Raw genomic sequence first — 23741 nt, 5'->3', positions numbered from 1 at the left:
TTGAAATCTTATTCAGCATTAATTTCTTTAACAACTTTTTCTACATTGTCATAAACTGGTTTAGCCATAGCTGGTATACGATACAAAATTGCTCCTGCATCAATTAACGGAATTTTTGGTTTAAAGGAAAGATCAGTTTTGGCAATTGTTAAATAGCCATCATAATGTGATAAAAGATCTTCATTGACATCTTTTATCATATAGGCATCAACTTTAACGTTATAACCACGCTTTCTCATTTCTTCTTCAACTGCATCCTTAATTTGGTGGGATGAGTTTACCCCAGCACCACATGCAGCTATAAATTTTACTTCTCTGCTCATAAAAAGCCCTCCTACTGTTGACTAAAATTCTTACTTAAGAACTGATAAATTTTATCAGTTTTGGTAAGATTGAATAATGTTTGTAACTTTGAAACTGGTGTGAGTCTAAGAAAGTCCATAATTTGTGCTAAAATGTTTGCTTGTCCTTCTGGATTATTATTCAAGATCATAAACAGAAATTTTACTGGCAAACTTTGATCAGGTACAATCATATTTTTAAAGGGTACTGGTGCTTTTAAAGCAACAGGTACTATCAAACATGTATTAACAAACTCACCTTCAGTATGCGGTACAGCAATATTTGGCAATTCCTTTGCAATTGGCGAAGTATCTATGCCAGTCGGATATTGTTGTTCACGCTGGCTAATTCCATTGAAAAAGCCGTCTTTGACCAAATTAAGAGCAAGTAATTTATCTGAAACTTCTTTAAAAATTGTGGTTGGATCCGACGCATCACTTACAAATACTGCATTCGCAGAGAACAAGTTATTTTCTTTCACAAATTAGGCCTCCTTAACAATAGACAAGTTTTTCGCTTTTGTTTGAATATGTTAGTTTTTGTTCGCTTGTCTATTGCTATTATATTTAATGGTAAAGAAAAATGCAAACGCTTTTTTAAAAAATATGATAAAAAACAAACTGATTATCTATTTTTAACCAGTTTAAATGGACTATTTGACTTCAGGTAGTTATTCGAGCGATGTTTTGTCATAATCATCAATTTATTTCTCATAATTTTTTCCCTTATTTTCAAGCAAGAAAAAGCCATGACCTTCAAATCATGGCTTTATGTGCGATTAAATTATAATTCTATATCTTTATACTATTTAACATATTAGTCGTGGTATACGCCTTCAGCCCACTTCTTATTTTCTTCATCAAAGAAGTGTACGTTATCCTTTTGGTCAGGATTTGGTTTGGCAATACCGTCTATTTTGGCAATTAGATTTTGTCTTTCGGGAGTAGACTCATATTTGGCATTTAAGAATGAGTCTACAATGTCAAAAATAAAGTCACGTCCTAAAACTATGCCACCAAAGCCTAAAACATTGGCATTCAATTCACGTCGAGCATATTCAGCTTGAGCAACATCACCAACCATAGCTGCACGAACTCCCTCATTCTTATCTGCAGCAGTTGAAATACCAATACCGGTACCACAAAGAACAATGCCCAAATCCGCGCGACCATCGGCAACATCCTCAGCTACACGTTTACCAAATATTGGATAGTGGGTTCTGGTATTATCATGAGTACCTTCATCAATGACTTGGTATCCTTCATCTTTTAAATGATCCGAAATGGCCATTTTAACGGACGTAACAATATGATCATTTCCTAAAGCAATAACTAAATGCTTATCAATCTTTGGATCAACAAATTCTGGCTGTGGTCTATCATTATCTAACATTACTAAGTCCCCCCTTAAATCATTTCTTCAAGCATATTCAAGCGAACTTGATGGCGACCACCAGCATATTCAGTATCCAAATAATGCTGTACGATGGAATAAGCCAATTTTTCACCCACAATACCACTACCTAAAGCAATAGCCTTTGCGCCATTGTGCATAGCAGTCATATGTGCGGTTCTTTCTTCATTGACATTTGCAGTAACCATGCCTTTAACCTTATTTGACGCCATTGCTGAGCCAACTCCGTATTCGTCAAACATAATAGCTTTTTTAATGCCATTATCTAATACTTCATGTGTTACCTTTAAACTAGATTCAACAAAATCCTCAGCGGGTTCCGGAGTAACATCTAAAACATCATAACGATATGCTTCCAAGTATTTTTTTACTTTTTCCTTTAAAGCAAAACCCGCTTTGTCACTACCAATGACAACCTTCATAGTCAAATCTCCTCTCAAACAAAACTATTTATAAATAGTCGTAAATTGACTGTAATGCTTTTCCAACTCGGGCTCAATCCCCCGATTAGTAATTAAACCATCCACATTACTCAAATCATAAAATTGATGAAAATCACTATGATCCAATTTAGTATAATCTGCAGCCACGAATTTAATTTGTGAATGATCTAATCCAATACCTTCGGTTTGACCCTCTTCTAAGTTAGCAGTCGTCAAGGAAGTATCTTTAATGCCATTGACACCAACAAAACCCACAGAAAATGACATAGTTTTCAGTTCATTATTGGCCAAAGCACCTACAAAAGCACCACTGATTCTTCGGTATGAGCCACCAACCATAATTAAATCGTAATCATTCATATTATTTTTGGCAGCTTCAAATACAGGTAATGAATTAGTAACAATCCTGAGATGCTTAACTTTTAAATTAGCAACCAGCAATTCTAAAGTTGTTCCAGGACCAACGTAAATTGAATCATTTTCATGAATCAAATTACAAGCCCTTTTTGCTACTTCATATTTCTCTTTACTATGAATTTCACGTTTTTGCTGATAACTTTTTTCAGTCCTGATTTGATCAGACAATAACTGTGCACCACCGTGAATACGCAAAATTTTATTTGCTTTATGCAGTTCATTAAGATCTCGTCTAATTGTCATGTCAGAAACTTTTAAAGCCTGGGCCAATTCATCAACCGTGACAAATTTCTGGGCTTTTACTACTTGTAAAATAGTTTTCAGTCTTTCACTTTTTAACATTAGTATCCTACTTCTTAAACTAGATTAAGCAACTAACTTAGTTCATTTTTTATTATAGTTGTTCTCTTTTGTTTGTCAATGTTTGAAACTGTTCGATAACTTGATATAAACTTAAAAAGTTGCTTTTTAATTAAAATCATTAAAACAATCTTTTCCTATTTGCTAAAGCAATAATTGCAAATTATTATAAAAACTTATTCTTAACTATATTAATTCTATATTTTAACCACAAAAAATGCATCTTTTCCTGTTCAAACAACAAAAGATGCACTTTTTAGTAATTATTTATAAGCTTAATTACTTTTTAATTGACTCAGCGATTTTTTCATACTTGCGAACAGTGTCATAGTCACTATCTTTGGCTTTGACATATCCTTCATGAGAATAAACCCGCTCTATAACTTTTTTACCTTCTTTAGATTTACCAATTGCAATAAACGCATTAGCTAACTTTTCCCGGAATGATTTAGACAAACTTGGAATGACAGAAATAGTATCATTAGGAATTTCAGTTGTGTAATAAATTGGTACTACTTGGGACTTAATCTTAGGGTTGTCCTTAATAACGTTATTACGGGCATCTTCAAAGACAAAAGCTGCATCTGTATCTTTATTTAAAACGTTTAAAACTGCTTGATCGTGTCCAGTTGTAGTAACTAGTTTACAGCTACGAGGGACATCTAGTCCTTTTTCCTTTAATTCAGCTACTGGAAAAATATAACCAGACGTTGAGGTTGGGCTTTGAATGGAAATTTTCTTACCTTTAAGATCCTTCCAGCTCTTAATACCAGAATCTTTTCTGACTAAGATTTCAGAATGGAAAGTATGAACTAATTTTTTAGTCCAGTTGCCATCTGGTCTAGTCAAACCAAACCGCTCTGACTGTAATAAAACATCAGCTGCATGCTGTTTATGTGCTTGCACGTAGTCATCACCCGGCAAAAAACCGACATCGACTTTTTTAGATTTCATTGCTTCTACCAATGCATTGCCACTTGTTGAAACTGAAACGTGAACTGGAATACCCAGCCGTTTTGACAGCATTTTTTCTAATGGCTTGGCCTTAGTTTCAAGCGTATTGGCAGAAACGCTAGGTACGAACTGCACATTGAGAGACTTTGGCGTTCCGCTATCAGCCTGCTTTTTAGTTGAGTTAGAGCACCCAGCAAGAAAAGCAGTACCCAAAACTGCAATAGCGCCTACTAAAAACTTTTTAAATTTTGGCATGATTTCCTCCTAAACTGGAAATATTGCAATCAAAAAGACCCGGCATTTCACATAAGGTGATAATGCCAGGTCTGTTCATGATCATATTAAAAAACAGCAACAACTTATTGTTTAGATAAGAAAGCCGCACTTTCCCCATAACAAGTTGCTCATAATTTTGAGTTAATACATGCATATGGAGAAATCTGCCTCTCTTTCTTAGTCTAAGAAAATAATAGCACAATATTGAGAGTTATTACAGTAGTTTCATTATCAAAAATTGTTCTTTTATTCATTTTAATTTAGAAAGCGCTTTTTATAATTGTTAATAATTTAATTCAACTTTACAGTTAAGATCCTAAATTCTTGAAATTGTTCCGCTATCATCGTGATATGCCATTCCAGCTATACTTTAATTCGCAGTGCTTATAAAAATGTCACCTTCCGTTTATAATAAAGATTAATAAAATATTAATATATTTCTCTTATCCAATAAAAAAACAAGCTTAAAGTATTTACTTTTTATAAACCGTTAATTATCGTATTTTTTATCACTAATTATTTTGCCGTTGCCAATTGATTTAATCTTTTGACTGCTGTCATCGCTGTCGCCAGTTTGTTTGAAAAGTCCGCCAGTGTATAGCATCACTTGCTTATGTTCAAAATCATCGTGTTCAAAAGTGTAAGTAATCTTGTAAGTTACGCTGCTACAATTATTTGGCGCTGGAGTAATCGAAACTACAGAGCATTCCATATTATATTCATTGATATCGTCATCCTTATCAAAACCGGAATTTTGAGAATGTAGTTCCTGATAGCCTTTATTTTCAGCACCACCAACAAAGTCATCTTCATCTGGGGAAGTAAAATCATTTTCTAAAAGCTCTTCAGCATCATCTTTACTAATTAAGCCAGGCCATTCGGGCTTAATGACATTACTGCTGCTATCATCGTCATCTTCAAAGCCCATTTCATCATAATCAACAGTTTCTGATTTGATAGATTTACCATCAACTTTAGTAACCACATAGATCTTCATATCATCAGTTACAGGGTAATCTTTAAACACTTTCGTGCCCTTTTTATCAAGATTGCCCACTTTTTTATCATTAATGTAAATCGTGGCAGAAGGGATACTTTTAATCATGAAATTAACAGTTTTAATATTCATGTTAATTTCTTTATTAGAAAAAATAGTGGTACTTTTATCGGCAGACAACTGGTGGCCAGACGCAACTGATTTTACTTCAATGTGGTATTTACCCGGAAATAAAGGAGCAATTTTTTTATAATAGTCCTCACCACTTCCGTCAACACCACCAAATTTTTTATTGTTGACATAAATAGTAGAATTGGCGTGATTGGTTTTAATCTGCGGTGTATAAGTCTTTAATTGCAAACAATATTTAGGGAATAAAAGTAAGTAACGGCCGCTTTGAACCAAGCTGACATTTTCATATTCATTACCGTATTTAAAAGCATCAGCCATTTTATCTGCTTCAACGTAGTGTTCCGCATAATATTCCTGAGTTGGCTTTAGAGCTGCCGTTGTCACACGAGCATTAGGATTTTCAGAAACTACGAATTGGGATAAATCAGAATGAGGATTTTTCAAACTGGCTGCAATCTGATTAATCTGATTATTTCTTTGATAATGATTAGAACCCCAAGCATAAAATGCCGCAAATGCAACAATCAAAACTCCCAAGCAGATTAGCAAGACCTTATTTCTTTTTTTCATGGGATGATGGACTGAGCTTGCCATGGCTTGTGGCTGATTGACAACTGACTGCGCGGCAGTATTTTTCTGCTGACTGCGATATTCTTTTCTACTATGCAGGGTCTGAGGTAATTTTTGACCACAGTTAGGGCAAAATTCCGCATTCGGTTTTACCTCTTTACCACAATTAGGACAAAATTTTTTATCATTCATTTCCTTCACTCTATCTACATTGAACCATTTTGCATTGACATAATTTGATTGATGATTGAATGGACCATAGAACTATAAATAATTGAATCTAAAATCATCAGACATACAAAGATAATGGCAAAAGCAATTAAGAAGCCAAAAATCTTATCATGCACTGCTCCCTGATCGCCAAATAATATAATATGCTGGCCAGCAAAGAATAAAGCTAGCATTATGATAAATACGGCAATTACGAATTTAATACTATTTAGTCCTAAAAGCATTAGTAAAAAGAATGCGGCAGAAATAAGCAAATTGAAGTTGAACGCATGGGCACCACGATTAATAAACTCAAAAAAGCCCAGCTGTCTGTCATAGACATACCGATAACCAGCATAAAAGCCGCCAATGACTATTGCTTCAAATATCACCAGCACCACAAATATTTCCAGCATAATGTTAAAGGGAACATGAAAATTCTCCCAGCCATTAATGTTGGCTCCCATGCGGTTGGCCCAGTTAATCAAAGTACTAACAATAGTATTGGCACAATAATATAGACCCAACACCACAAAGGCATCTTCAATCAAAATGGTCAACCAACCATACCAACTTGCCACATTAGGACTACTAGTACCTGGATTACGCCAGGAATCAACACACCATTGCCAGTAATTTTGAAATTGATCTCCGTAATTAACTGGCTCACTGGCAGCTGGAGGCTGAGGTTCGGTCTGTTTTGGCTCTACTTGGGCAGTATTTTCAACTGGATTAGTAGGCGCCTCTTCTACCTTTTGTATACTAACATTACGCAAATCATAACCGCAAGACGTACAAAAATTGACGTCTTTTCCCATTAAGGCGCCACATTGAGGACATTTTTTCATTGATAACTCCTTCTTAATTCCACTATTTTATATATTTATTTACTACTTTAATTTTATACCACTATTTATAGATTATTGCATGACATAAAATCCATAAAGAAATAACATACCACCACTATTTAATTTGCTCATTGTCAGTAATAGTGAGATATTACTAAAATGCATAATACAGAGTAATTTTAGAATTATTTATAAACACTGTCAAATGCTCTTTTAATCACCATCATACTATAATCTTATAATGTATAGTTACAGCAATAATATGTAGTAAACTATAAGGTATAGATATATTAAAAGTGAGGTTATATTATGAAAATTGTTAATTTAGATAGTTATGCCTTAAATCCAGGAGACTTAGATTGGTCACCTCTTGAAAAACTAGGTGAATGCACCTTTTACGATCGTACCCCAGTGGACGATGATGATGAAATTTTAAAACGTATTGGCGATGCTGAAATTGTTTTAACTAATAAAACTCCACTTGACCAACATGTGCTTGAGACCGCTCCCAACGTTAAATACATTGGCGTGACTGCTACCGGTTACAATATTGTCGATACGACCGCAGCTCGAGAAGCTGGCATACCCGTTACTAACATTCCTACATATGGTACTGATGCAGTTGCCCAATTTACTTTTGCATTGCTACTTGAAATTACAAGCCAAGTTGGCTTACATAACAAATTAGTCCATGAAGGTCGCTGGAGCAGCAATCCTGATTTTACTTTTTGGGCAAAACCGTTAATGGAACTAAACGGTAAAACTTTAGGACTTATTGGTTTCGGTCATATAGCAAAAAAAGTGGCAGAAATTGGTCATGCCTTTTCTATGAATGTGATTTTTTGGAACCATCGTCCTAAATCAGATTTACCTGATTACGTTAAGCAGGTTGAACTTGATCAACTTTATCGGCAAGCAGATATTATTAGTCTACACGTACCACAAACACCGTCAACCACTGAAATGATAAACCAAGAAGCAATTAGTCAAATGAAAGATGGCGTCATTTTAATTAATACTGCTCGCGGCGGTTTAATTAATGAAAAAGATGTCGCCGATGCTTTAAATGAAGGTAAGATTGCTGCAGCTGGAATTGATGTTGCACAAAAAGAGCCAATTCCTGCTGACAGTCCACTTCTTTCTGCTAATAACTGCTACATTACCCCTCATATTGCCTGGGCACCACGCGAAACCCGCAATCGTTTGCTTGGAATTGTCGTTGAAAATCTGCAGGCTTTTCTAAATGGTGAAAAATTAAATGTCGTAAATTAAATATCATAGTTAAAAGCCAGTAATCTTGATTGAGTTACTGGCTTTTTTATTCTCAAAAATCATTTTCCGTGCTTGACCTTAACGCTGCGTCAACCAATATACTTAATTTTGCAAGTGAGGAGATTTTAAACATGTCGTATTCTATCAATGAACTAGCAAAACTAGCTGGCATTTCATCACGAACTTTAAGATATTACGATAAACAGGGACTTTTAAAAGCGCGTAGGAATCCCGAAAACAATTATCGCTATTATGAGAAAAGCGAAGTTGACCAATTGCAAAAAATTCTATTTTTAAAGCTATTTGACTTGCCACTGGAACAAATAAAACAGGTGATGCAGACTTCACCGGAAACTCAATATCAAGTTTTACGAAACCAGCGGGACAAAATAGTCGCTCAGCAACAATATCTAGATAATTTGATTAGGAATTTAGACAAGACACTTGCAACAATGAAGGGAGAAGCACAAATGACTGATACGGAAAAATTTGCCACATTAAAAACAGAAATAATTAGCAAAAATGAAAAACAATACGGTAGGGAAATTAGGAAAAAATATGGTGACGCTCAAATAGATCTTAGTAATGAAAAGTTCAATTCTTTATCTGCAGATGAATTATCACATTTCAAAAAACTAAGTGCTGAAATTTTAACTGAACTAAAGAACTTTGATAATACTGCTGGTGTCAAACAAGATGCTGCCAAGCACCTTTTCGACTTACATAAAGAATATTTACTGACAATTTGGCCTAAAGGCCAATATTCGGCAGTGGCGCACAAGAATCTCGCCCAAATGTATGTGTGTGACCTACGTTTTAGCAAATATTATGAAGAAGCCACAGGCAACCCTGACGCTGCGAGAATATTGAAAGCAATCATTGACTACTATGCGTGAAGGTCTTTAATTTATATAAAACTAGTTGCAAAATAAAACCTTTCAAATACAAATTCGTTAAGAATTGTTTTGAAAGGTTTTTTGTTTAAGCAATTTATTTATATGTAAAACAACTTTACATGCGATTTAATCGTCATCGTCATCAAAACCAATAATTTTGACTTTTGTGGTATCAAGGCCATCAAATGCAAAATCAGACAAAGTATCTCCCCAGCCTGTCAAATTAATTTCAGTCAAAGATGTATCTCCAGAAAACATATTATCTGAGGAGTATACTGAACTCACATCCCAGCTACTTAGGTCAAGCCGGGTCAATTTTTTATCTTTGAAAAACATATAACTGATATCTCTAACAGTTCCTGTGTCTACCTTATCAAGACCAGTAATGTCCTGTAAATTATACAATCTGGCAAATAAATATGAAGAATAATCTGATAATGCTATATCGCTATCAATACTTATATGTTCAATATCAGTTGGTTTAAATATATTTCTTTTAGAAATATGTTTACCCGCATTATAAACCGTATCATAAATTGAGGTACTCCCTAGTACATCGCTATTTTCTCCTTCTTTAATATGCAATGTTTTAGTGCTAGGATCGAACTTCAAAATACAATCATTGTCTTTAGAGTATTTGCTAATATTAATATTTTTATTAATATTGGCAGTTTCCTGATTAGTTGTTGCCTTCCTAACCTTCTTCTTTCCTTTTGCGCGTTTTTTCTTTTTGGCTTGAACATTTTGAACAAGATTTGCTTTCTCAGGAATCACATTAATAGCAACCCCACTCAAAATGCCTGCAATTACAGAACTAACTAGTAATTTACTGGTAATTTTTTTGATATCATGATTGACTTTCATTTTTTTCTTTCCTTCATAAAAAAACTATTTCTTTAACCATAACTAATTTTATATCTTTTATGCACTTATTTTCAATAAGAAAGAACATAAAGCTAATTAATTCATACCAAGTTTCACTCTCAATTGCAAGAATCCAAATCTTTAAAATCATTCCGGCTCCATAACCACAATGAATTTTGCAAGTCGGTTGGCACAAATTCTGTTCCCTGCAGTTCTTTTGCCCAAGCACTAATCACATAAATTTGCATTTTAGAACTTTCAATTTGTTCTTTAGTAATTAAGCCTAATTTGTAACTTGCTCTGATTACATGCCTGTCTGCAGCAATATAAATATTATTAGTGTTTTTTAAGGGAATTGCAGTGTATTTACTGAGGACATACAGCCAATAGTTACAAAGCTTATTACCAGACAAATACGGGAACTTTTTCTTGGCATCTTTTTGCATAAAATGCCTTATTTTATTCACATCATTATCCAAGCTGTTAGTGAATTTAATAACACTACCATCAGAAAGCTCTATAAACGTTTGACATAATTTAAGCCAAATGTCTGTCTGCTTGTTCTTTTGCAAAGCAAGCCGATACTTAGTCAAACCTTTTTGCACTGCTCCATACCCAGCAGTAATAACTTTTGCCGGTATAAAAACAAAACTAGTTTCGGTATCTTCATATGTCTTCAAGGCATTTTCCCACAAAGTATAGGAATTTCTCTGATAATTTAAAGCCATTGGCAACGTGAAATAGAGCGCATTTTCATTGGTACTTGGATCTAGGTGCGGGTTGCTATCTTCAGGTAAAGTAGTATCACCTAAATCACCATTTTGGTACATTTGATAAATTTTTCTTGCTTTTTTAAGAATTACTTCGGACATAAATTGATAACCTCACTTATTTTTCGGACTAACGCTTATTATTTACCCATCAAAGCATTCAGATATTTATGCAAATATTTCTTTTCATCTTCTGGATGATATTGTGTAATAAAACGTGGATGTTCAAGCGGAACTATTTTCTGAAAAAACCCCCAATTTTTATTAATTTTGCTTAGTTCTTGATAATTTTGACCACTGCCTATGCAGTAACAAACGGAAGTATCAATTCCAAAGCTAATTTGCGTTTTAAGCGCAGAAATTATAAGAGGAGTTACCATTTCTTCAACTTGTTTGTTTTCATAATAATTGCAATTTACTTGGTTACCCTTGGAATTGATCTTGCAAATGCCTAAGGGACAAACAAAGTTAAGATAAAAATTATGATAAAACTTGTGCCTACCACCGTATTCATATATGACTCTATTCAAAAAATTAGAAGCTGCATTATTAACATGAAAATTTGCTATTGAGATTCCTGTTTCTTTTTGGAGATTTAAAGCATCTTCAAAGGGAATTCCAGTTATTGCCGATCCTCTTCTCGCCGGAGAACTGCCCAGTATTAAGCGCCGCTTGTTTTTATCATTGAAATATTTTTGATAGAAAATTTGAACCATTTGTAAAACTTGCTTTTTATTTCTGCCACTATAAGGATTAATTATTTTATATAGTTCAGGTAAATTAATTTTTACATTACCTAATTCCTGATCAAATTGAAAAACTTTATCTGAAAAAGTTTGTTTTTGTTTCATAAATGCCTGCTATCATATAAAGTTACAAAATTATATAAGCAAATTATAGTACATATGTTCGCATAATTACGGATAATTTTGAAAAAGTATGTTGTTTACCATAGCATTGATCTTTTTAAATACGGGGCTAAAGAAAAATAAGGGATTAACCCATCATTATGGATCAATCCTTTACTTTCTACTCAGTATTGACTTGCAAGCTGTTGAATCTTTGATAATTCAAACAATCACTCTTTTTTTGAGCTAAAGTTTTGTAAAAGGTAAAATAGTTAGGTATTAATTATCTTTACTTTTAATGAGTTTGCTATATAAATCAAATAAAAAGGCGACAGCATCACTTTCTGTTGTAGTCTTAACTGGCAACCCATACGCTTCCATTACTGCACGATCATTGTTTTGGTGAGCCTTTAGAAGTTCAGGTGGCATAGTTAATGGATCATATAAATCGGCAAGTGAATCTTTAGGATATAAAGCACGAGCGTCTAAAATTTCTTGTGCGGTATTTGTTATCTTTTCCTTTTGTTTATCAGTAGGACTCGGCCAAGGAAAATTATTATAGACTATTTTAGCAGAATAGGCATAATCACTTTTCATTCTTCCAGCTACAGTTCTCATCCAGCCCATATGCATATTTGATTCAAGAATAGCAAATTCATATAAACCAGCATTGGGAATCATCTGTGCGTTAGTATTTGCTATAACATCCTTACTCACAAAAGCCATAGGTATATATCTTCTTTGCTCAGAAGAAACTACTGGCACCATTAAATAATCATTATTTGGTTGCCTATCTTCAGTAAACAATGATGGCAATTTCGCCCATTTTTGTGTTGCTGCCTTTTTACTATTCAATCTTGAACTTTGTACTAATTTCAATCTTTTTAAAATTAATGGCATATTTTTTAAATCATTTGGTGTACAATCTTTTAACCATAAACAATATCTACACTTGTCTTTTATTAAATCATTCGCACCCATATACCTTCTTATATATTTTTTGGACTTAGGCTCACTTTTAATTAATTCTGATTTTTCTGATTCATTTAAAATTAAATTTCCACCATCCGTAGGCTGACTCCCTTTTATCATCTTTAATACATTTGAAAGAGGTTTGCTTCTTGACTTAATCAATATATTTGGACCATCCACAAGATATGGATTAATTGTGGACACATTAGAAACTAAGCCATTTTCGTATAAAAATTTCTTTTTCCTATCAAACAAAGAAAAACCTATAATAACACAATGAACATGAGCCTTTTGGCTTGCCTCACTAGTCCAAATAAAAGTTCTATATGCAAAATTTATCTTTATGCCTAATTTTAAAAGTATTGACCATAATATAGCAACTTGTTGGCCTTGAGTTATAGAGTTGGTCGACACATAGCAGCATTCGATTTTAGTATCTTGAATATATTCAATTGCTTTATAGTACCAGCCTGAAACATAATCAATTCCTTTTAAATTATGATTTAAATTATTTATATCTGTTTTTTGGTTTTTATTTTCGTACTTAGTACCTATAAACGGAGGATTTCCCATAATATAATGGCAAGCATAATTGGGCAGCACTACATTCCAATCCATTGTTAGTGCATTTCCCTCATGAATATGCGAATAAGTCTTTAAAGGTAAAAAATCCCAATTAGCATAAACAATTTCTTTTGTTTCTTCTAACATTTGGCTTTCAGCAATCCAAAGAGCAGTTTTTGCCACAGATACAGCAAAGTCATTTATTTCTATTCCATAAAAGTTTTGAATAGTAACTTCTACTATTTGTTGTCCTACATCCAACTGAACATTATCACCATATATTAACTTAATTGCTTCATTTTCTAGCTTTCTAAGTTGTAAATATGTTTCTGTCAAAAAATTACCAGATCCACAGGCAGGGTCGAAAAAGGTTAAGTTAGCAATTTTATCTTGGAAAGCTTTCGCTTTTTTCTTTAGTGTTGCTGGCTGCTTAGTTTTCTTAATTTCATTGAATTCATCTTTTAAATCGTCAAGAAATAAGGGATCTATCACTTTATGTATATTCTCAACAGAAGTATAATGCATTCCACCTTGACGTCTAGTTTCTGGGTTTAAAGTAGATTCAAAAACTGCTCCAAAAATAGTTGGACTTATTTCAGACCAATCAAATTCATTACTAGCTTTATTAAGTAATAAGTCTCTTAATTCATCAGTAAAAGAAGGTATTTCAATTTTCTCATCTGAAAACATCCCGCCATTAACGTAAGGAAATTCTGCAAGTACAGGTTCATCATCAGCTAAATAAGGATCTCTATTTTCTACTTTTGTGTCCAAAACTTTAAAAAGATTGATTAATGCTGATCGAAAGTGATGAGCGTCAAAATCCTTTAGGTAATCGTGAAACATATTTCTACGACCAAAAATTCCGGCATCTTCTGCATAAAGACAAAAAACAATTCTCACACAAAGCTGATTAATACTTTTTTGAGAAAATTCACTGTCAGGATCCTTGTATTGCTTTAATAATTCATCATAAATTTGGCCAACTAATTCCCCGGCTTCTATTGAAACTTGTTTTTCTTTTTCCAAATTTTGATTACTTTTATCAACTAAGAAATCCAAGCGATAATATTCATTCTCAAGATTTTTTAGCTCAATTTTATCAGGTTCAGAATTAGGATGTTCCATGTCGTAAACTCGAAATTCCTTAAAATTGCAAGTTACAATCCATCTAGGTCGTTTTGAATATGGCAATCCAGCAGAATATCTCTGTGCTTGTTGAAAGGGAGTGAGAGATGTTTTATCAGATTGTCTGATTGGCTTATCTAAGTTTTTATTACTACCCTTTTGCTCAATCATCACATGAGTCTGATCAATATATGCATCAATAAAACTATCGTGTTCAAGATGCACCTTTTCCTCAAAATGAATAAAATTTTCTGGTTTTTCTACATCTAACACATTATGTAACAATGCTAACCAGAATGACTGACTATCTTGCTTTTCACGCCCACGATTTTTCCAATCATTAATAAATTTTTTTGCATTTTTCTTTTGTGTTGCAACATCCATTATTTTATCCTTGTAACTAATCTAGTAATTAATTCTATTATACAAAATAGCGTTTCTATTAGAATATAAAAATTCGGACCAAATTCAGTTTTTATATTTAATTTCAGGAAACTTTTACCTACTAAGAAATATAACTATATACCTACAATTATTTTAAAAGACTATTTCAAATTTCAAACATATCAACGGATAAAACAGCTATGCAGATTGGTACTTTTTTATTTGATCGTATTCTTTACCCTTTTTTATCTTAGCATTACAAAAATCTATATCTTCCTGTAAATTTAAAAAATATTTGTCACTCACGCCAAATACTCTACCTAACCTAATAGAAGTATCGACTGTTATTCCAATTCTATCATGCAATATGTTTTGAATTCTTGAAGTAGGCACACCTATTAATTTTGCTAGTTTATATGCAGAAATTTGCAACGGCTTCATAATTTCTTCTTTTAGTATTTCTCCAATTGTGGGTTTCGTAATTTTACTCATTTTATTAAACTCTCGATTAGTGATAATCAACAATTTCTACATTTGTAAAAATATTTTGTTTTTATTCTGAAGTTTTACCTGATTATCCAAATCTATTTAATACAGGTGCAATATAAAAAACCTTTCAAGCGCTCACCCATTAGGACTTCTTTGAAAGGTTTTGAACTATCTGAAATTTAAAAATGCTGATTGCCAGAATCGAACTGGCGACCTTTTCTTTACGAGGGAAACGCTCTACCAACTGAGCTAAATCAGCAACTTTCACAACGTTTAAATTATACCAAAACAAAAAAAGTCGTGCAATCGAATGCGCGACTTTTATTTTATTTCCAATCTAGGCAAAGCTCTTGCTTGTGCAACAATTCTGGCAACTCGTCACGATCAATTCTCTTATCGTTTAACTTGTCACCAGTTATTTGCTTGGTAAAAGAATCAATACGTCTATTAGCATCCCGCAAGTCATAGTAAGTGGTAACGACTTGGTCATAGTCTTTCAAGTCTACCACTTTAAAATCACGCGGATACTCATTTTCAAAAGTTGTAAATGCTAGTGGCAAGCGCGGTTTCAATTGCGGCTCTTGATCAGGAATACCCACTTGCATCCCTAACGCTGGAAATGTCAGCTTAGGCAAGTCTAATACGTCTAGCATTTTTAACGGATGATCATTAATGGTGCCAAGAGGCACATAGCCTAGATCCATACTTTCAACAGCATTAGCCACATTTTGCCAAGCAAGTAATGTGTCATCCATCCCCTGAAAGAAAATGTCAGTGGTATGAACACGTCCGTCATCTTTACCTAATTGGCGGCGAATTTGTTGGTTGCGGTATAAATCAACTACAAAGATAAACAAATCTCCTTCAGCACCAACATATTTTTGTCCGCACAATTCCCTGATTTTTGCCCTTTTACTTTCATCAGTAATATGAAGCATTGTCGCATTTTGCATAAACATGCTGGTCGCTGTATGTTGAAAAACGGTGTACAAAGTATTTAATTGTTCTGCACTTAGTGTTTGATCTTTAAATTTTCTGATAGAGCGATGATTAATTTGCTGGTTAATTGTGGAATTATGAATCATTTTGATACTTCTTTCTAACTATCTTACTAAAAGTAACTGTATTGCAAAATGATTTTACTGTCAATAATTGTCTTTTAAATTAACAGACTGTGCTAAAATTTAGACAGAAGATCATTACCATATAATAATTGGAGGAATTTATGCGCGTTTTAGTTATCGGCGGTGCCGGGTATATTGGCTCGGTAGCTGTTAAAAAATTAATTGAACAAAATAATGATGTTGTTGTCCTAGACGCTTTGTACACTGGACACAGAAAAGCAGTCAACCCTAAAGCCAAGTTTTACCATGGAGATATTGAAAACAAGTTTTTAGTTAGCCAAATATTGCGTCAAGAAAAAATTGAGGCAGTTATGCACTTTGCTGCATATTCTTTAGTGCCTGAATCTGTACAAAACCCACTAAAATACTATGATAATAACGTTTCAGGTATGATCGCACTCCTAGAAGCCATGAAAGATGCCGGTGTCAATTACCTCGTCTTTTCTTCAAGTGCCGCAACTTACGGCATCCCTAAGAAATTGCCAATTACTGAAGATTCACCTCTTAATCCGATTAGCCCTTATGGTGAAACCAAAGTAATGATGGAAAAAATCATGCATTGGGCAGATAAAGCTGATGGTATCAAATCAATTGCACTGCGCTATTTCAACGTTGCTGGTGCTGCAAGTGATGGGTCAATTGGAGAAGATCACTCTCCGGAAACGCATTTAATTCCTAATATTTTAAAAAGTGCTGTCAGTGGCGATGGTAAATTTACTATTTTTGGTAATGACTACGACACTAAAGATGGCACTAATGTCAGAGATTACGTTCAAATCGAAGATCTCATCGACGCACACTTGCTGTCTTTAGAGTACTTAATTAAAACCAATAAATCCGATGTGTTCAACCTAGGAACTGCTCATGGTTATTCCAACTTAGAGATCTTACAAGCGGCTCGTAAAGTTACCAATATTGAAATTCCATATACTATGGGACCACGACGTGCAGGTGACCCTGACAGTTTAGTTGCCGATTCAACCAAAGCCAGAACTATTTTAGGCTGGGAGCCACAACACGAGAGCGCTGAAGATGTAATGGCAAGTGCATGGAAATGGCACCAAACTCATCCTCAAGGATACGAAGACAAATAACAAAATTGCTGGTAAATTTTACCAGCAATTTTTTTGATTAGTTTTTAGAATTAAATGTGATATATAACTCCATATCACAGAACTTACCGTGATACTTAACTTCATCTTTAAGCCTAGCCACATATTCAAAGTGCAGCCTCTCTGCAATGGCTCTACTAGGTTTATTATTATGATCTGCCAGTAATTTAATACTGTGTAATCCAAACTGGTTGAATGACACGTCTACTAACTTTTTAACGGCCTGAGTCATGATTCCGTTACCCTGATATTTTTGCCCCAGCCAATAGCCAATTTCGCCGCTTTCATTTTTTAACTTAATATTGTGCAGGTCAACCATTCCCGCTGGTTTGCCATTGACAAGAACAACTAGTACCAGTTTCTTATAATTAGCGGTGTCAACTCGCATTGCCTTAATAAAATCAACTTCATCTTTGACACTCGCAATCTTACCTGCCCAAGGTAAAAAATGTGCCAGCTGATCACGGTCATGGACAATAATTTCGTATAAAGCTTCCGCATGACTGACTTCCGGTAATACCAAACTAATATCCAAGTTATTAACAGTAAATTGGCCAATGGTAAACATTAAATCTTCCTCCTTAATTTATTTTTAATAAAATATATGATACTACAATTTGTCTTTAAATAAAGCCCTTTTTAACATAACAAAATTTACAATTTAGCGAAATTTTGGTTTTGTTAAAAACATACGCTTATGTATAATGCTATAATTTAATAATGTAACTAATTTTTAAGTATTTGGAGTGATTTAATGAGCGAAGAAGAGGAAAATAACGGTTCTGGTTACGAACGAACCTTGACTAACGCGCATATTCAATTGATTGCCCTGGGTGGGACAATTGGTACTGGTTTATTTCTAGGCGTAGGTAATAGTATTAGACGAGCCGGTCCCAGTGTCATTTTAATTTATGTCGTTGTCGGTATTTTCTTATTTCTACTAATGCGGGCTTTAGGTGAGCTCATAGTTTCAGACTTATCCAAGCATACCTATATTGATTTTATTGAAAAGTACTTGGGTAAAAACACTGGATTTATTTCAGGTTATCTCTACTGGATCAGCTGGGTAACTCTGGGTATGGCAGAAATGACAGCCTTGGGAATATATTTTCAATACTGGTTTCCCCATTTGCCTACATGGGTACCTGGCTTAGTCACCATCGCAATTCTATTATTTATCAATTTGCTTTCTGCACGGCTTTTTGGCAATCTGGAGTTTAGTTTTGCCATAATTAAAATTGTGACCGTTATTGCATTCGTGATTTTAGTAGCCTATTTGTTAATAACTGGTGGAAAAACCTCTTTTGGACCCGTTACTCTTACTAACTTATCCACACATGGTGGCTTTTTTGCTAAAGGCAGCACCGGGTTCTTTTCCGGTTTTCAGATGGTTATCTTTAGCTTTGTTGGAGTTGAACTAGTCGGATTAACTGCTGCAGAGGCGCAAAACCCCAAGGTAACAATTAGAAAGGCTATTAATGAGGTTCCACTACGAATAATTTTATTTTATGTGCTTGCTATCATCGCTATTTTAGTGGTGATTCCATGGAATAAAGTAGCAACTAACTCTAGTCCTTTTGTACAGACATTAGCTGCAACTGGCATCCGCAATGCCGGCTCAATTATCAATTTTGTGGTTATTTCTGCTGCTGTTTCCTCGACTAACAGTATTTTATACAGTGCAGGCAGATTGCTATTTTCTGTTACTTTTAACGGTAAGGGAAAATTTAACCAGACATTTGGTCACCTAAGAAGACAGCTGCCACAGAATGCTTTGACTTTATCCGCTTGCCTAATGGCTTTGGCTCCCTTAGTTATTATAATTATTGGGAATGAGGCATTTAATTTTATTTCATCTACATCTACCAGTATGTTTTTAATTATCTGGTGTCTGATGCTTTTAACCCACATTTCCTACCGCAAAAAAACGCCAGCACAAGAATTAACAGATTTTAAAATGCCTGGTTTCCCTTTTTTGGACTACATAACACTGATCTTTTTTATTTTAATGATCATATTGTTGTTAATCTTACCTGAAAACAGGATTTCTATGATTTCAGCACTGTTAATCTTTATAGTCTTGTCAACCTTGTCTAAAATTTGGCACAAGGAAAAAATGGCATAATTGTATTTGCATTTGCTGGCTTTTTATATTAAAATTTAAAAAATTAAGAAATATCGCCACCGGGCGAGAGCACTTAGCGAACTCTTTAGGTCTTAGTAGAGTTTGCTAGGTGTTTTTATTTTTGGAGGTAACTCATGCAGGAACTAATTATTGATAACTCTTTTTGGTCAATTTTTCCACAGGCAAAAATTTACACATTAGTTGTTAGTGGCATTAATAACCACATCCCTGACAAATCGGAAAAGTATCAAATAATGCTCAATCAAGCTGAAGAAGAAGCTAAACAATATTTAACAGAAAAAGATTTTAAAGACAATACTGTTGTTGCCGAATGGCGAGATGTGCTCACCAAATTTAAGAAGAAAAAAGGTGCACGAGCATCAATTGAGGCTCTTTTGAAGCGAGTTTCTCAGGACAAGACTTTTGATCCTATAAATCCTCTGGTTGATATTTATAATAGTGTCTCTTTAGAATATGCTGTTCCGTGTGGTGGTGAAGATCTTGATCAAATTGCAGGTCAAATGCACCTGGGCGTAGCAACAGGAAATGAAGACTTTTACCCACTTGGTGCTGAAAAAAGCGATCCTCCTAGAGCAGGTGAAGTGATTTATTATGATGATAGTGGTGCAGTGTGCCGTTCACTTAACTGGCGCGATGGCAAGAGAACCATGTTGACCGAAGATACTACTAATGCGATTTTAATCATGGAAGCAGTAACTGATGATCAAAAAGAACGAGCTGATCAAGCAATTCAAGCTTTACAAAAGAAAGTTGCTGGTGAATTAGGTGTTGTTGGAGAAATAAGTATTAAAACCAAGAATTAAGTAAAAAAATTCCTAGACAATTAATTTTGTCTAGGAACTTTTTTATTTATGCATTATTCTTATTTTGATTTTTTGCCATAATCCCAGCGCCTGCCGCATTCTATTAGCAGGAACATATTCACGAATAGCGCGCAAAGTTTTTTTATTATTTCGTGTTGTGAAAATAAATTTTCCATTTGCACGGGTGCGAATTTCAAAACGTGGTATATAACGTCCGTGAAAATAAACATCCGCAACTACATAGGTAACTTCTTGCCACGGGATTTGGACATAATCAGAGATATTGCGATCATTATAAAATTCAAATGCCTTATCTCCGACCATTACTTTACCATATGTTGAAAACGAACGAAACCAAGTCGCATTTGCCGTTAAATCAACTTTAGTATTTCTTGATTCAACCATTTTAGATTAAAGCACATGTAGAACATGCAAAACGACACCAACAACAAAGATGGCAATAATAATTACAATCGGTGAAACTTTCTTCTTTAACAGCCACATACATAGGAAAGTCAAAAGCAGTCCAGCTAAACCAGGGATTAAACTATCCAAGTTGTTTTGTAAAGTAGTAATTTTAAACTTGGTTAAAGATAAGCCATTAGCTTGGTCAATTAGTGCCTGCTGAATCCCTTTAGCACCAGCTGGAAGTGAACCCCAATCAATATAGCCACCCTTTTGTACAGGTGTCTTTGAAACAATCGGAGTGAACTTAATGTTAACCCAGCGCTCAATCAAGGAACCTAAAACGAACATACCCATCATGGAAGCTCCACGGGTTACCTTTTGCAACAGACCACCTGACATATCATTAGTAATTGCAGAACCGGCTTTGTAGCCAAATTCTTGTGTGTACCACATGAAAGCTAACCTAATTACGTTCCAAATAACGAAGAACAAAATTGGTCCTAAAATGTTGCCTTGAATAGCCATTGAGGCACCTAAGGCGCCAACAATTGGTCGTACAGTGTACCAGAATACAGGGTCACCGACACCTGCTAAAGGTCCCATCATTCCAACCTTAACACCTTGAATAGCTTCATCTTCAACTTTAGCTCCATTAGCCTTATCCTCTTCTAGGGCTAAAGTAACACCTAGAATTGGTGATACTAGATAAGGGTGAACGTTAAAGAAGACCAGGTGCCTCTGCAAAGCAGCTGCCATATCTTCTTTTTTAGGATAAAGTTTTCTCAAAGCAGGAATAAGTGAATATGCGTACCCACCGTTCTGCATTCTTTCGTAGTTCCATGAAGCTTGCAAAAATTGTGAGTGCCACATAACTTTGAAGCGGTCGGCTTTAGTTAATTTTATTTTTTTATCAGCCATTATAAAATCCTCCTCTTAAATATCACTCTAATAGTCATCTATGATATCGCCGAGTGGATCGCCGGTACCCTCATTATCAGAACTTGAACTGCCGTTATTGCCACCTTTTGACTCTAAAGCTAAGTACATGAGCGCCATTGCTAAACCAATTGCACCCAAAGCAATCAAAGTTAGATCTTTAATAGCTGCCAAAGCAAAACCGATAGCAAAGAACGGCCAAACTTCACGACTAGCCATCATGTTGATTACCATTGCGTAACCAACGGCAACAACCATGGCACCACCTATTGACATACCATCACTAAGCCATGCCGGCATTAAGCCCAGCCAATATTTAACAGTCGATGCTGGAATAGCTAACAGCAAGGCAGCCGGAATAGCGATTCTCAATCCTTGCAGGCAAACATCAATCCATTGCCACATATTAATTTTACGCCAATTACCTTTTTTGGCATCTGCGTCCATAATGTGCACAATACCAGTAGAAATAGTCCGCACAATCATGGTCAAAAAGAGTCCGGCAACAGCTAATGGCATCGCAATACCTGTAGCCATACCAATACCCTTTGTTCCTTGTCCACTTTGCACCAAAATAATAGCCGAAGCTACTGAAGCTAAAGCGGCATCAGGAGCAACAGCAGCACCAATGTTAGCCCAGCCTAAGGCAATCATTTGTAAATATCCACCTAAGATAACACCTAAAACCAGATTACCGGTTACCAGGCCGATTAGTGTACAAGCAACCAATGGTTGGTGGAATTCCCATTGGTCCAAGATGCCCTCCATACCTGCAAGAAAGGCAACTATGACAACTAAAATCATTTGAATAGCGTTCATTTTTTACTCCTATTCTCTTACTTGTTTTGTTCATCAAGCAAACTTTGAGCTTTATTTAAAATAGCTTCCATATTGCCCTCTTTATCAGTTGGAACTTTACGCACATCATACTTGATTCCCATTTTTGCAAGTTCGTGGAAAGTATCAACATCTTCTTGATTCATGGACAATACATTGTTAGCATTGACATCGCCTACTTTATAGGACATTGAGCCAACATTGACTGTCTTAATGTCAACGCCTGCTTTTATGACTTTTAAAACATCTTCTGGATTTTCAAAAAGCAGTAAGGCATGGGTGTTACCAAAACGGGGATCCTTAGCGATCTCTACCATCTTTTTCAACGGAACAGTATGCGCTTTGACACCAGCAGGAGCAGCTTCACGAATCATGCTTTTACGCATTTCGTCTTTTGCTACACTGTCAGAAACAACGATAACTCGATCAGGGTGCATGGTTGGTATCCAGCCAGTTGCCACTTGTCCGTGTAGCAATCGGGAATCGATCCGAGCTAAAACAAACTTAATATGACCGTCACCAACGACAGTACCTTCAGGAATAGATTTCTTACTCTCTTTATTTTCAGAATTTGATCCCTTTTTCGTTTCTGTAGAACCTTTTGGCATTAATTCAGCAGGTTTAGTTTTTATTCCATCCTTACCCGGCTCAACAATCGCTGTGGCAATTTGATGAGCGGTAATGTCAGGATTTGTCATCCTCTGAGTTAGTGCTTCTACAACCATTGGTAAATTCATACCAGTAACAACCGCCCAATTTGGATGTTTTTCAAGCAAAGCATTTGCTTGATTAAATGGCGTACCTCCCCATAAATCAACTATTAACAGAACTTCATCTTGATTTCCAAATGAAGTAATTGCTGTTTCCATTTTGCTTCTTATATCATCAGGCCCTTCATCGGGCTTCAAAATGACATGAGCAAAATTGTCTTGTTCGCCAAACAGCATTTGCGCAGACTGCGCAATTCCATCGGCAAATCCACCATGGCTGGCTAAAACAATTCCTACCATGAGATTTCCTCCTTTAGATAAAATGTATCCGTTAATATTGTACCGTGAAACAGGCTCTGTGTCACATTTTCTAACCATTGCCTAACATTTTTCTAATATACTAAGACTAACACTTTATGCTTAATAAATAGACAAAAAAAGAGAACCCGCAGGTTCTCTTTCCTCTCTGCTCGCTCCGGCTGTCAGACTCGAACTGACGACATCTTGATTAACAGT

Annotated in this window: 25 protein-coding genes and 1 tRNA gene; 5 read left to right on the top strand and 21 right to left on the bottom strand. The window is 35.0% G+C overall.

Going from position 1 to position 23741, the window contains the following annotated elements; all coding sequences use genetic code 11:
- Positions 1-8: 8 nt before the first annotated feature.
- The 9 genes from H3T43_RS08305 to H3T43_RS08270 form a co-directional block, all read right to left on the bottom strand.
- Positions 9-323 (bottom strand): PTS fructose transporter subunit IIB, encoded by a 315-nt coding sequence (locus H3T43_RS08305; RefSeq protein WP_034980623.1) that lies wholly within the window; start codon positions 321-323, stop codon positions 9-11.
- 11 nt (positions 324-334) lie between these two features.
- Complete coding sequence (locus H3T43_RS08300) at positions 335-823, bottom strand: PTS sugar transporter subunit IIA (protein ID WP_187155061.1); 489 nt, start codon at positions 821-823, stop codon at positions 335-337.
- A 335-nt stretch (positions 824-1158) separates the two neighbouring features.
- Positions 1159-1734 (bottom strand): galactose-6-phosphate isomerase subunit LacB, encoded by a 576-nt coding sequence (gene lacB / locus H3T43_RS08295; protein ID WP_034980588.1) that lies wholly within the window; start codon positions 1732-1734, stop codon positions 1159-1161.
- A gap of 14 nt (positions 1735-1748) precedes the next feature.
- Positions 1749-2177: a galactose-6-phosphate isomerase subunit LacA gene (lacA, locus tag H3T43_RS08290; RefSeq protein ID WP_198213896.1), complete on the bottom strand. Its 429-nt coding sequence runs from the start codon at positions 2175-2177 to the stop codon at positions 1749-1751.
- 24 nt (positions 2178-2201) lie between these two features.
- A complete protein-coding gene (locus H3T43_RS08285) occupies positions 2202-2957 on the bottom strand; it encodes a DeoR/GlpR family DNA-binding transcription regulator (protein ID WP_198213894.1) in 756 nt (251 codons plus the stop codon).
- A 297-nt stretch (positions 2958-3254) separates the two neighbouring features.
- The gene (locus H3T43_RS08280) at positions 3255-4184 is read right to left on the bottom strand and encodes a phosphate/phosphite/phosphonate ABC transporter substrate-binding protein (protein ID WP_198213892.1); all 930 of its coding nucleotides are present in this window, start codon (positions 4182-4184) and stop codon (positions 3255-3257) included.
- Positions 4171-4359, bottom strand: coding sequence for a hypothetical protein (locus H3T43_RS09455; protein WP_223898755.1), 189 nt, complete (start codon positions 4357-4359; stop codon positions 4171-4173). Before H3T43_RS09455 ends, H3T43_RS08280 begins: the two co-directional genes overlap by 14 nt.
- 336 nt (positions 4360-4695) lie before the next feature.
- Positions 4696-6096 (bottom strand): zinc ribbon domain-containing protein, encoded by a 1401-nt coding sequence (locus tag H3T43_RS08275; protein ID WP_198213890.1) that lies wholly within the window; start codon positions 6094-6096, stop codon positions 4696-4698.
- Positions 6097-6110: 14 nt separating this feature from the next.
- Positions 6111-6962 carry a zinc ribbon domain-containing protein gene (locus H3T43_RS08270; RefSeq protein ID WP_198213889.1) on the bottom strand — a complete coding sequence of 284 codons (852 nt, stop codon included), beginning with the start codon at positions 6960-6962 and terminating at the stop codon, positions 6111-6113.
- Positions 6963-7271: 309 nt separating this feature from the next.
- On the opposite strand from H3T43_RS08270, the gene H3T43_RS08265 reads away from it, so the two are divergent.
- Positions 7272-8234, top strand: a complete 963-nt coding sequence (locus H3T43_RS08265; protein WP_198213888.1) for a D-2-hydroxyacid dehydrogenase — start codon at positions 7272-7274, stop codon at positions 8232-8234.
- Between the two features lie 131 nt (positions 8235-8365).
- Complete coding sequence (locus tag H3T43_RS08260; protein ID WP_198213887.1) at positions 8366-9130, top strand: MerR family transcriptional regulator; 765 nt, start codon at positions 8366-8368, stop codon at positions 9128-9130.
- A 126-nt stretch (positions 9131-9256) separates the two neighbouring features.
- Here the strand turns inward: H3T43_RS08260 and H3T43_RS08255 are convergent, their stop codons facing one another.
- From H3T43_RS08255 to H3T43_RS08225, 7 genes are all read right to left on the bottom strand, one after another.
- Complete coding sequence (locus H3T43_RS08255; RefSeq protein WP_198213886.1) at positions 9257-9994, bottom strand: BspA family leucine-rich repeat surface protein; 738 nt, start codon at positions 9992-9994, stop codon at positions 9257-9259.
- A 119-nt stretch (positions 9995-10113) separates the two neighbouring features.
- Complete coding sequence (locus H3T43_RS08250; protein ID WP_198213885.1) at positions 10114-10866, bottom strand: hypothetical protein; 753 nt, start codon at positions 10864-10866, stop codon at positions 10114-10116.
- 38 nt (positions 10867-10904) lie between these two features.
- Positions 10905-11615 (bottom strand): uracil-DNA glycosylase family protein, encoded by a 711-nt coding sequence (locus H3T43_RS08245; RefSeq protein WP_198213884.1) that lies wholly within the window; start codon positions 11613-11615, stop codon positions 10905-10907.
- Positions 11616-11891: 276 nt separating this feature from the next.
- A complete protein-coding gene (locus H3T43_RS08240) occupies positions 11892-14660 on the bottom strand; it encodes a DNA methyltransferase (protein WP_198213883.1) in 2769 nt (922 codons plus the stop codon).
- 198 nt (positions 14661-14858) lie between these two features.
- Positions 14859-15152: a HigA family addiction module antitoxin gene (locus tag H3T43_RS08235; protein ID WP_046324379.1), complete on the bottom strand. Its 294-nt coding sequence runs from the start codon at positions 15150-15152 to the stop codon at positions 14859-14861.
- A gap of 183 nt (positions 15153-15335) precedes the next feature.
- Positions 15336-15408 (bottom strand) — tRNA-Thr (locus tag H3T43_RS08230).
- A 67-nt stretch (positions 15409-15475) separates the two neighbouring features.
- Positions 15476-16234: an NADPH-dependent oxidoreductase gene (locus tag H3T43_RS08225; RefSeq protein ID WP_046324363.1), complete on the bottom strand. Its 759-nt coding sequence runs from the start codon at positions 16232-16234 to the stop codon at positions 15476-15478.
- Positions 16235-16374: 140 nt separating this feature from the next.
- Between H3T43_RS08225 and galE the strand changes: the two genes are divergently transcribed.
- Positions 16375-17367: a UDP-glucose 4-epimerase GalE gene (gene galE, locus H3T43_RS08220; protein ID WP_034980556.1), complete on the top strand. Its 993-nt coding sequence runs from the start codon at positions 16375-16377 to the stop codon at positions 17365-17367.
- A 37-nt stretch (positions 17368-17404) separates the two neighbouring features.
- Here galE and H3T43_RS08215 read toward each other — a convergent pair whose 3' ends face one another.
- Positions 17405-17953: a GNAT family N-acetyltransferase gene (locus tag H3T43_RS08215; protein WP_046324362.1), complete on the bottom strand. Its 549-nt coding sequence runs from the start codon at positions 17951-17953 to the stop codon at positions 17405-17407.
- A gap of 186 nt (positions 17954-18139) precedes the next feature.
- On the opposite strand from H3T43_RS08215, the gene H3T43_RS08210 reads away from it, so the two are divergent.
- Positions 18140-19510 carry an amino acid permease gene (locus H3T43_RS08210; RefSeq protein WP_198213881.1) on the top strand — a complete coding sequence of 457 codons (1371 nt, stop codon included), beginning with the start codon at positions 18140-18142 and terminating at the stop codon, positions 19508-19510.
- Between the two features lie 134 nt (positions 19511-19644).
- Positions 19645-20334 carry a B3/4 domain-containing protein gene (locus H3T43_RS08205; protein WP_198213879.1) on the top strand — a complete coding sequence of 230 codons (690 nt, stop codon included), beginning with the start codon at positions 19645-19647 and terminating at the stop codon, positions 20332-20334.
- Between the two features lie 42 nt (positions 20335-20376).
- On the opposite strand, the gene H3T43_RS08200 is transcribed toward H3T43_RS08205, so the two are convergent.
- Genes H3T43_RS08200 through H3T43_RS08185 form a run of 4 tightly spaced genes read right to left on the bottom strand, consistent with a single transcriptional unit; the run spans position 20377 to position 23525 of the window.
- Positions 20377-20739 (bottom strand): DUF956 family protein, encoded by a 363-nt coding sequence (locus tag H3T43_RS08200; RefSeq protein ID WP_198213877.1) that lies wholly within the window; start codon positions 20737-20739, stop codon positions 20377-20379.
- A 6-nt stretch (positions 20740-20745) separates the two neighbouring features.
- Positions 20746-21660 carry a PTS system mannose/fructose/sorbose family transporter subunit IID gene (locus H3T43_RS08195; protein WP_034980545.1) on the bottom strand — a complete coding sequence of 305 codons (915 nt, stop codon included), beginning with the start codon at positions 21658-21660 and terminating at the stop codon, positions 20746-20748.
- Between the two features lie 27 nt (positions 21661-21687).
- The gene (locus H3T43_RS08190) at positions 21688-22497 is read right to left on the bottom strand and encodes a PTS mannose/fructose/sorbose transporter subunit IIC (RefSeq protein ID WP_034980532.1); all 810 of its coding nucleotides are present in this window, start codon (positions 22495-22497) and stop codon (positions 21688-21690) included.
- A gap of 17 nt (positions 22498-22514) precedes the next feature.
- Positions 22515-23525 carry a PTS sugar transporter subunit IIB gene (locus H3T43_RS08185; protein WP_198213875.1) on the bottom strand — a complete coding sequence of 337 codons (1011 nt, stop codon included), beginning with the start codon at positions 23523-23525 and terminating at the stop codon, positions 22515-22517.
- Positions 23526-23741 lie beyond the last annotated feature (216 nt).

The organism is Lactobacillus sp. M0396, from assembly GCF_016101625.1.
GTDB lineage: Bacteria > Bacillota > Bacilli > Lactobacillales > Lactobacillaceae > Lactobacillus > Lactobacillus huangpiensis.
The sequence above is the reverse complement of the archived record's forward strand: the minus strand, read 5'-3'. Positions and strand labels throughout refer to the sequence as shown.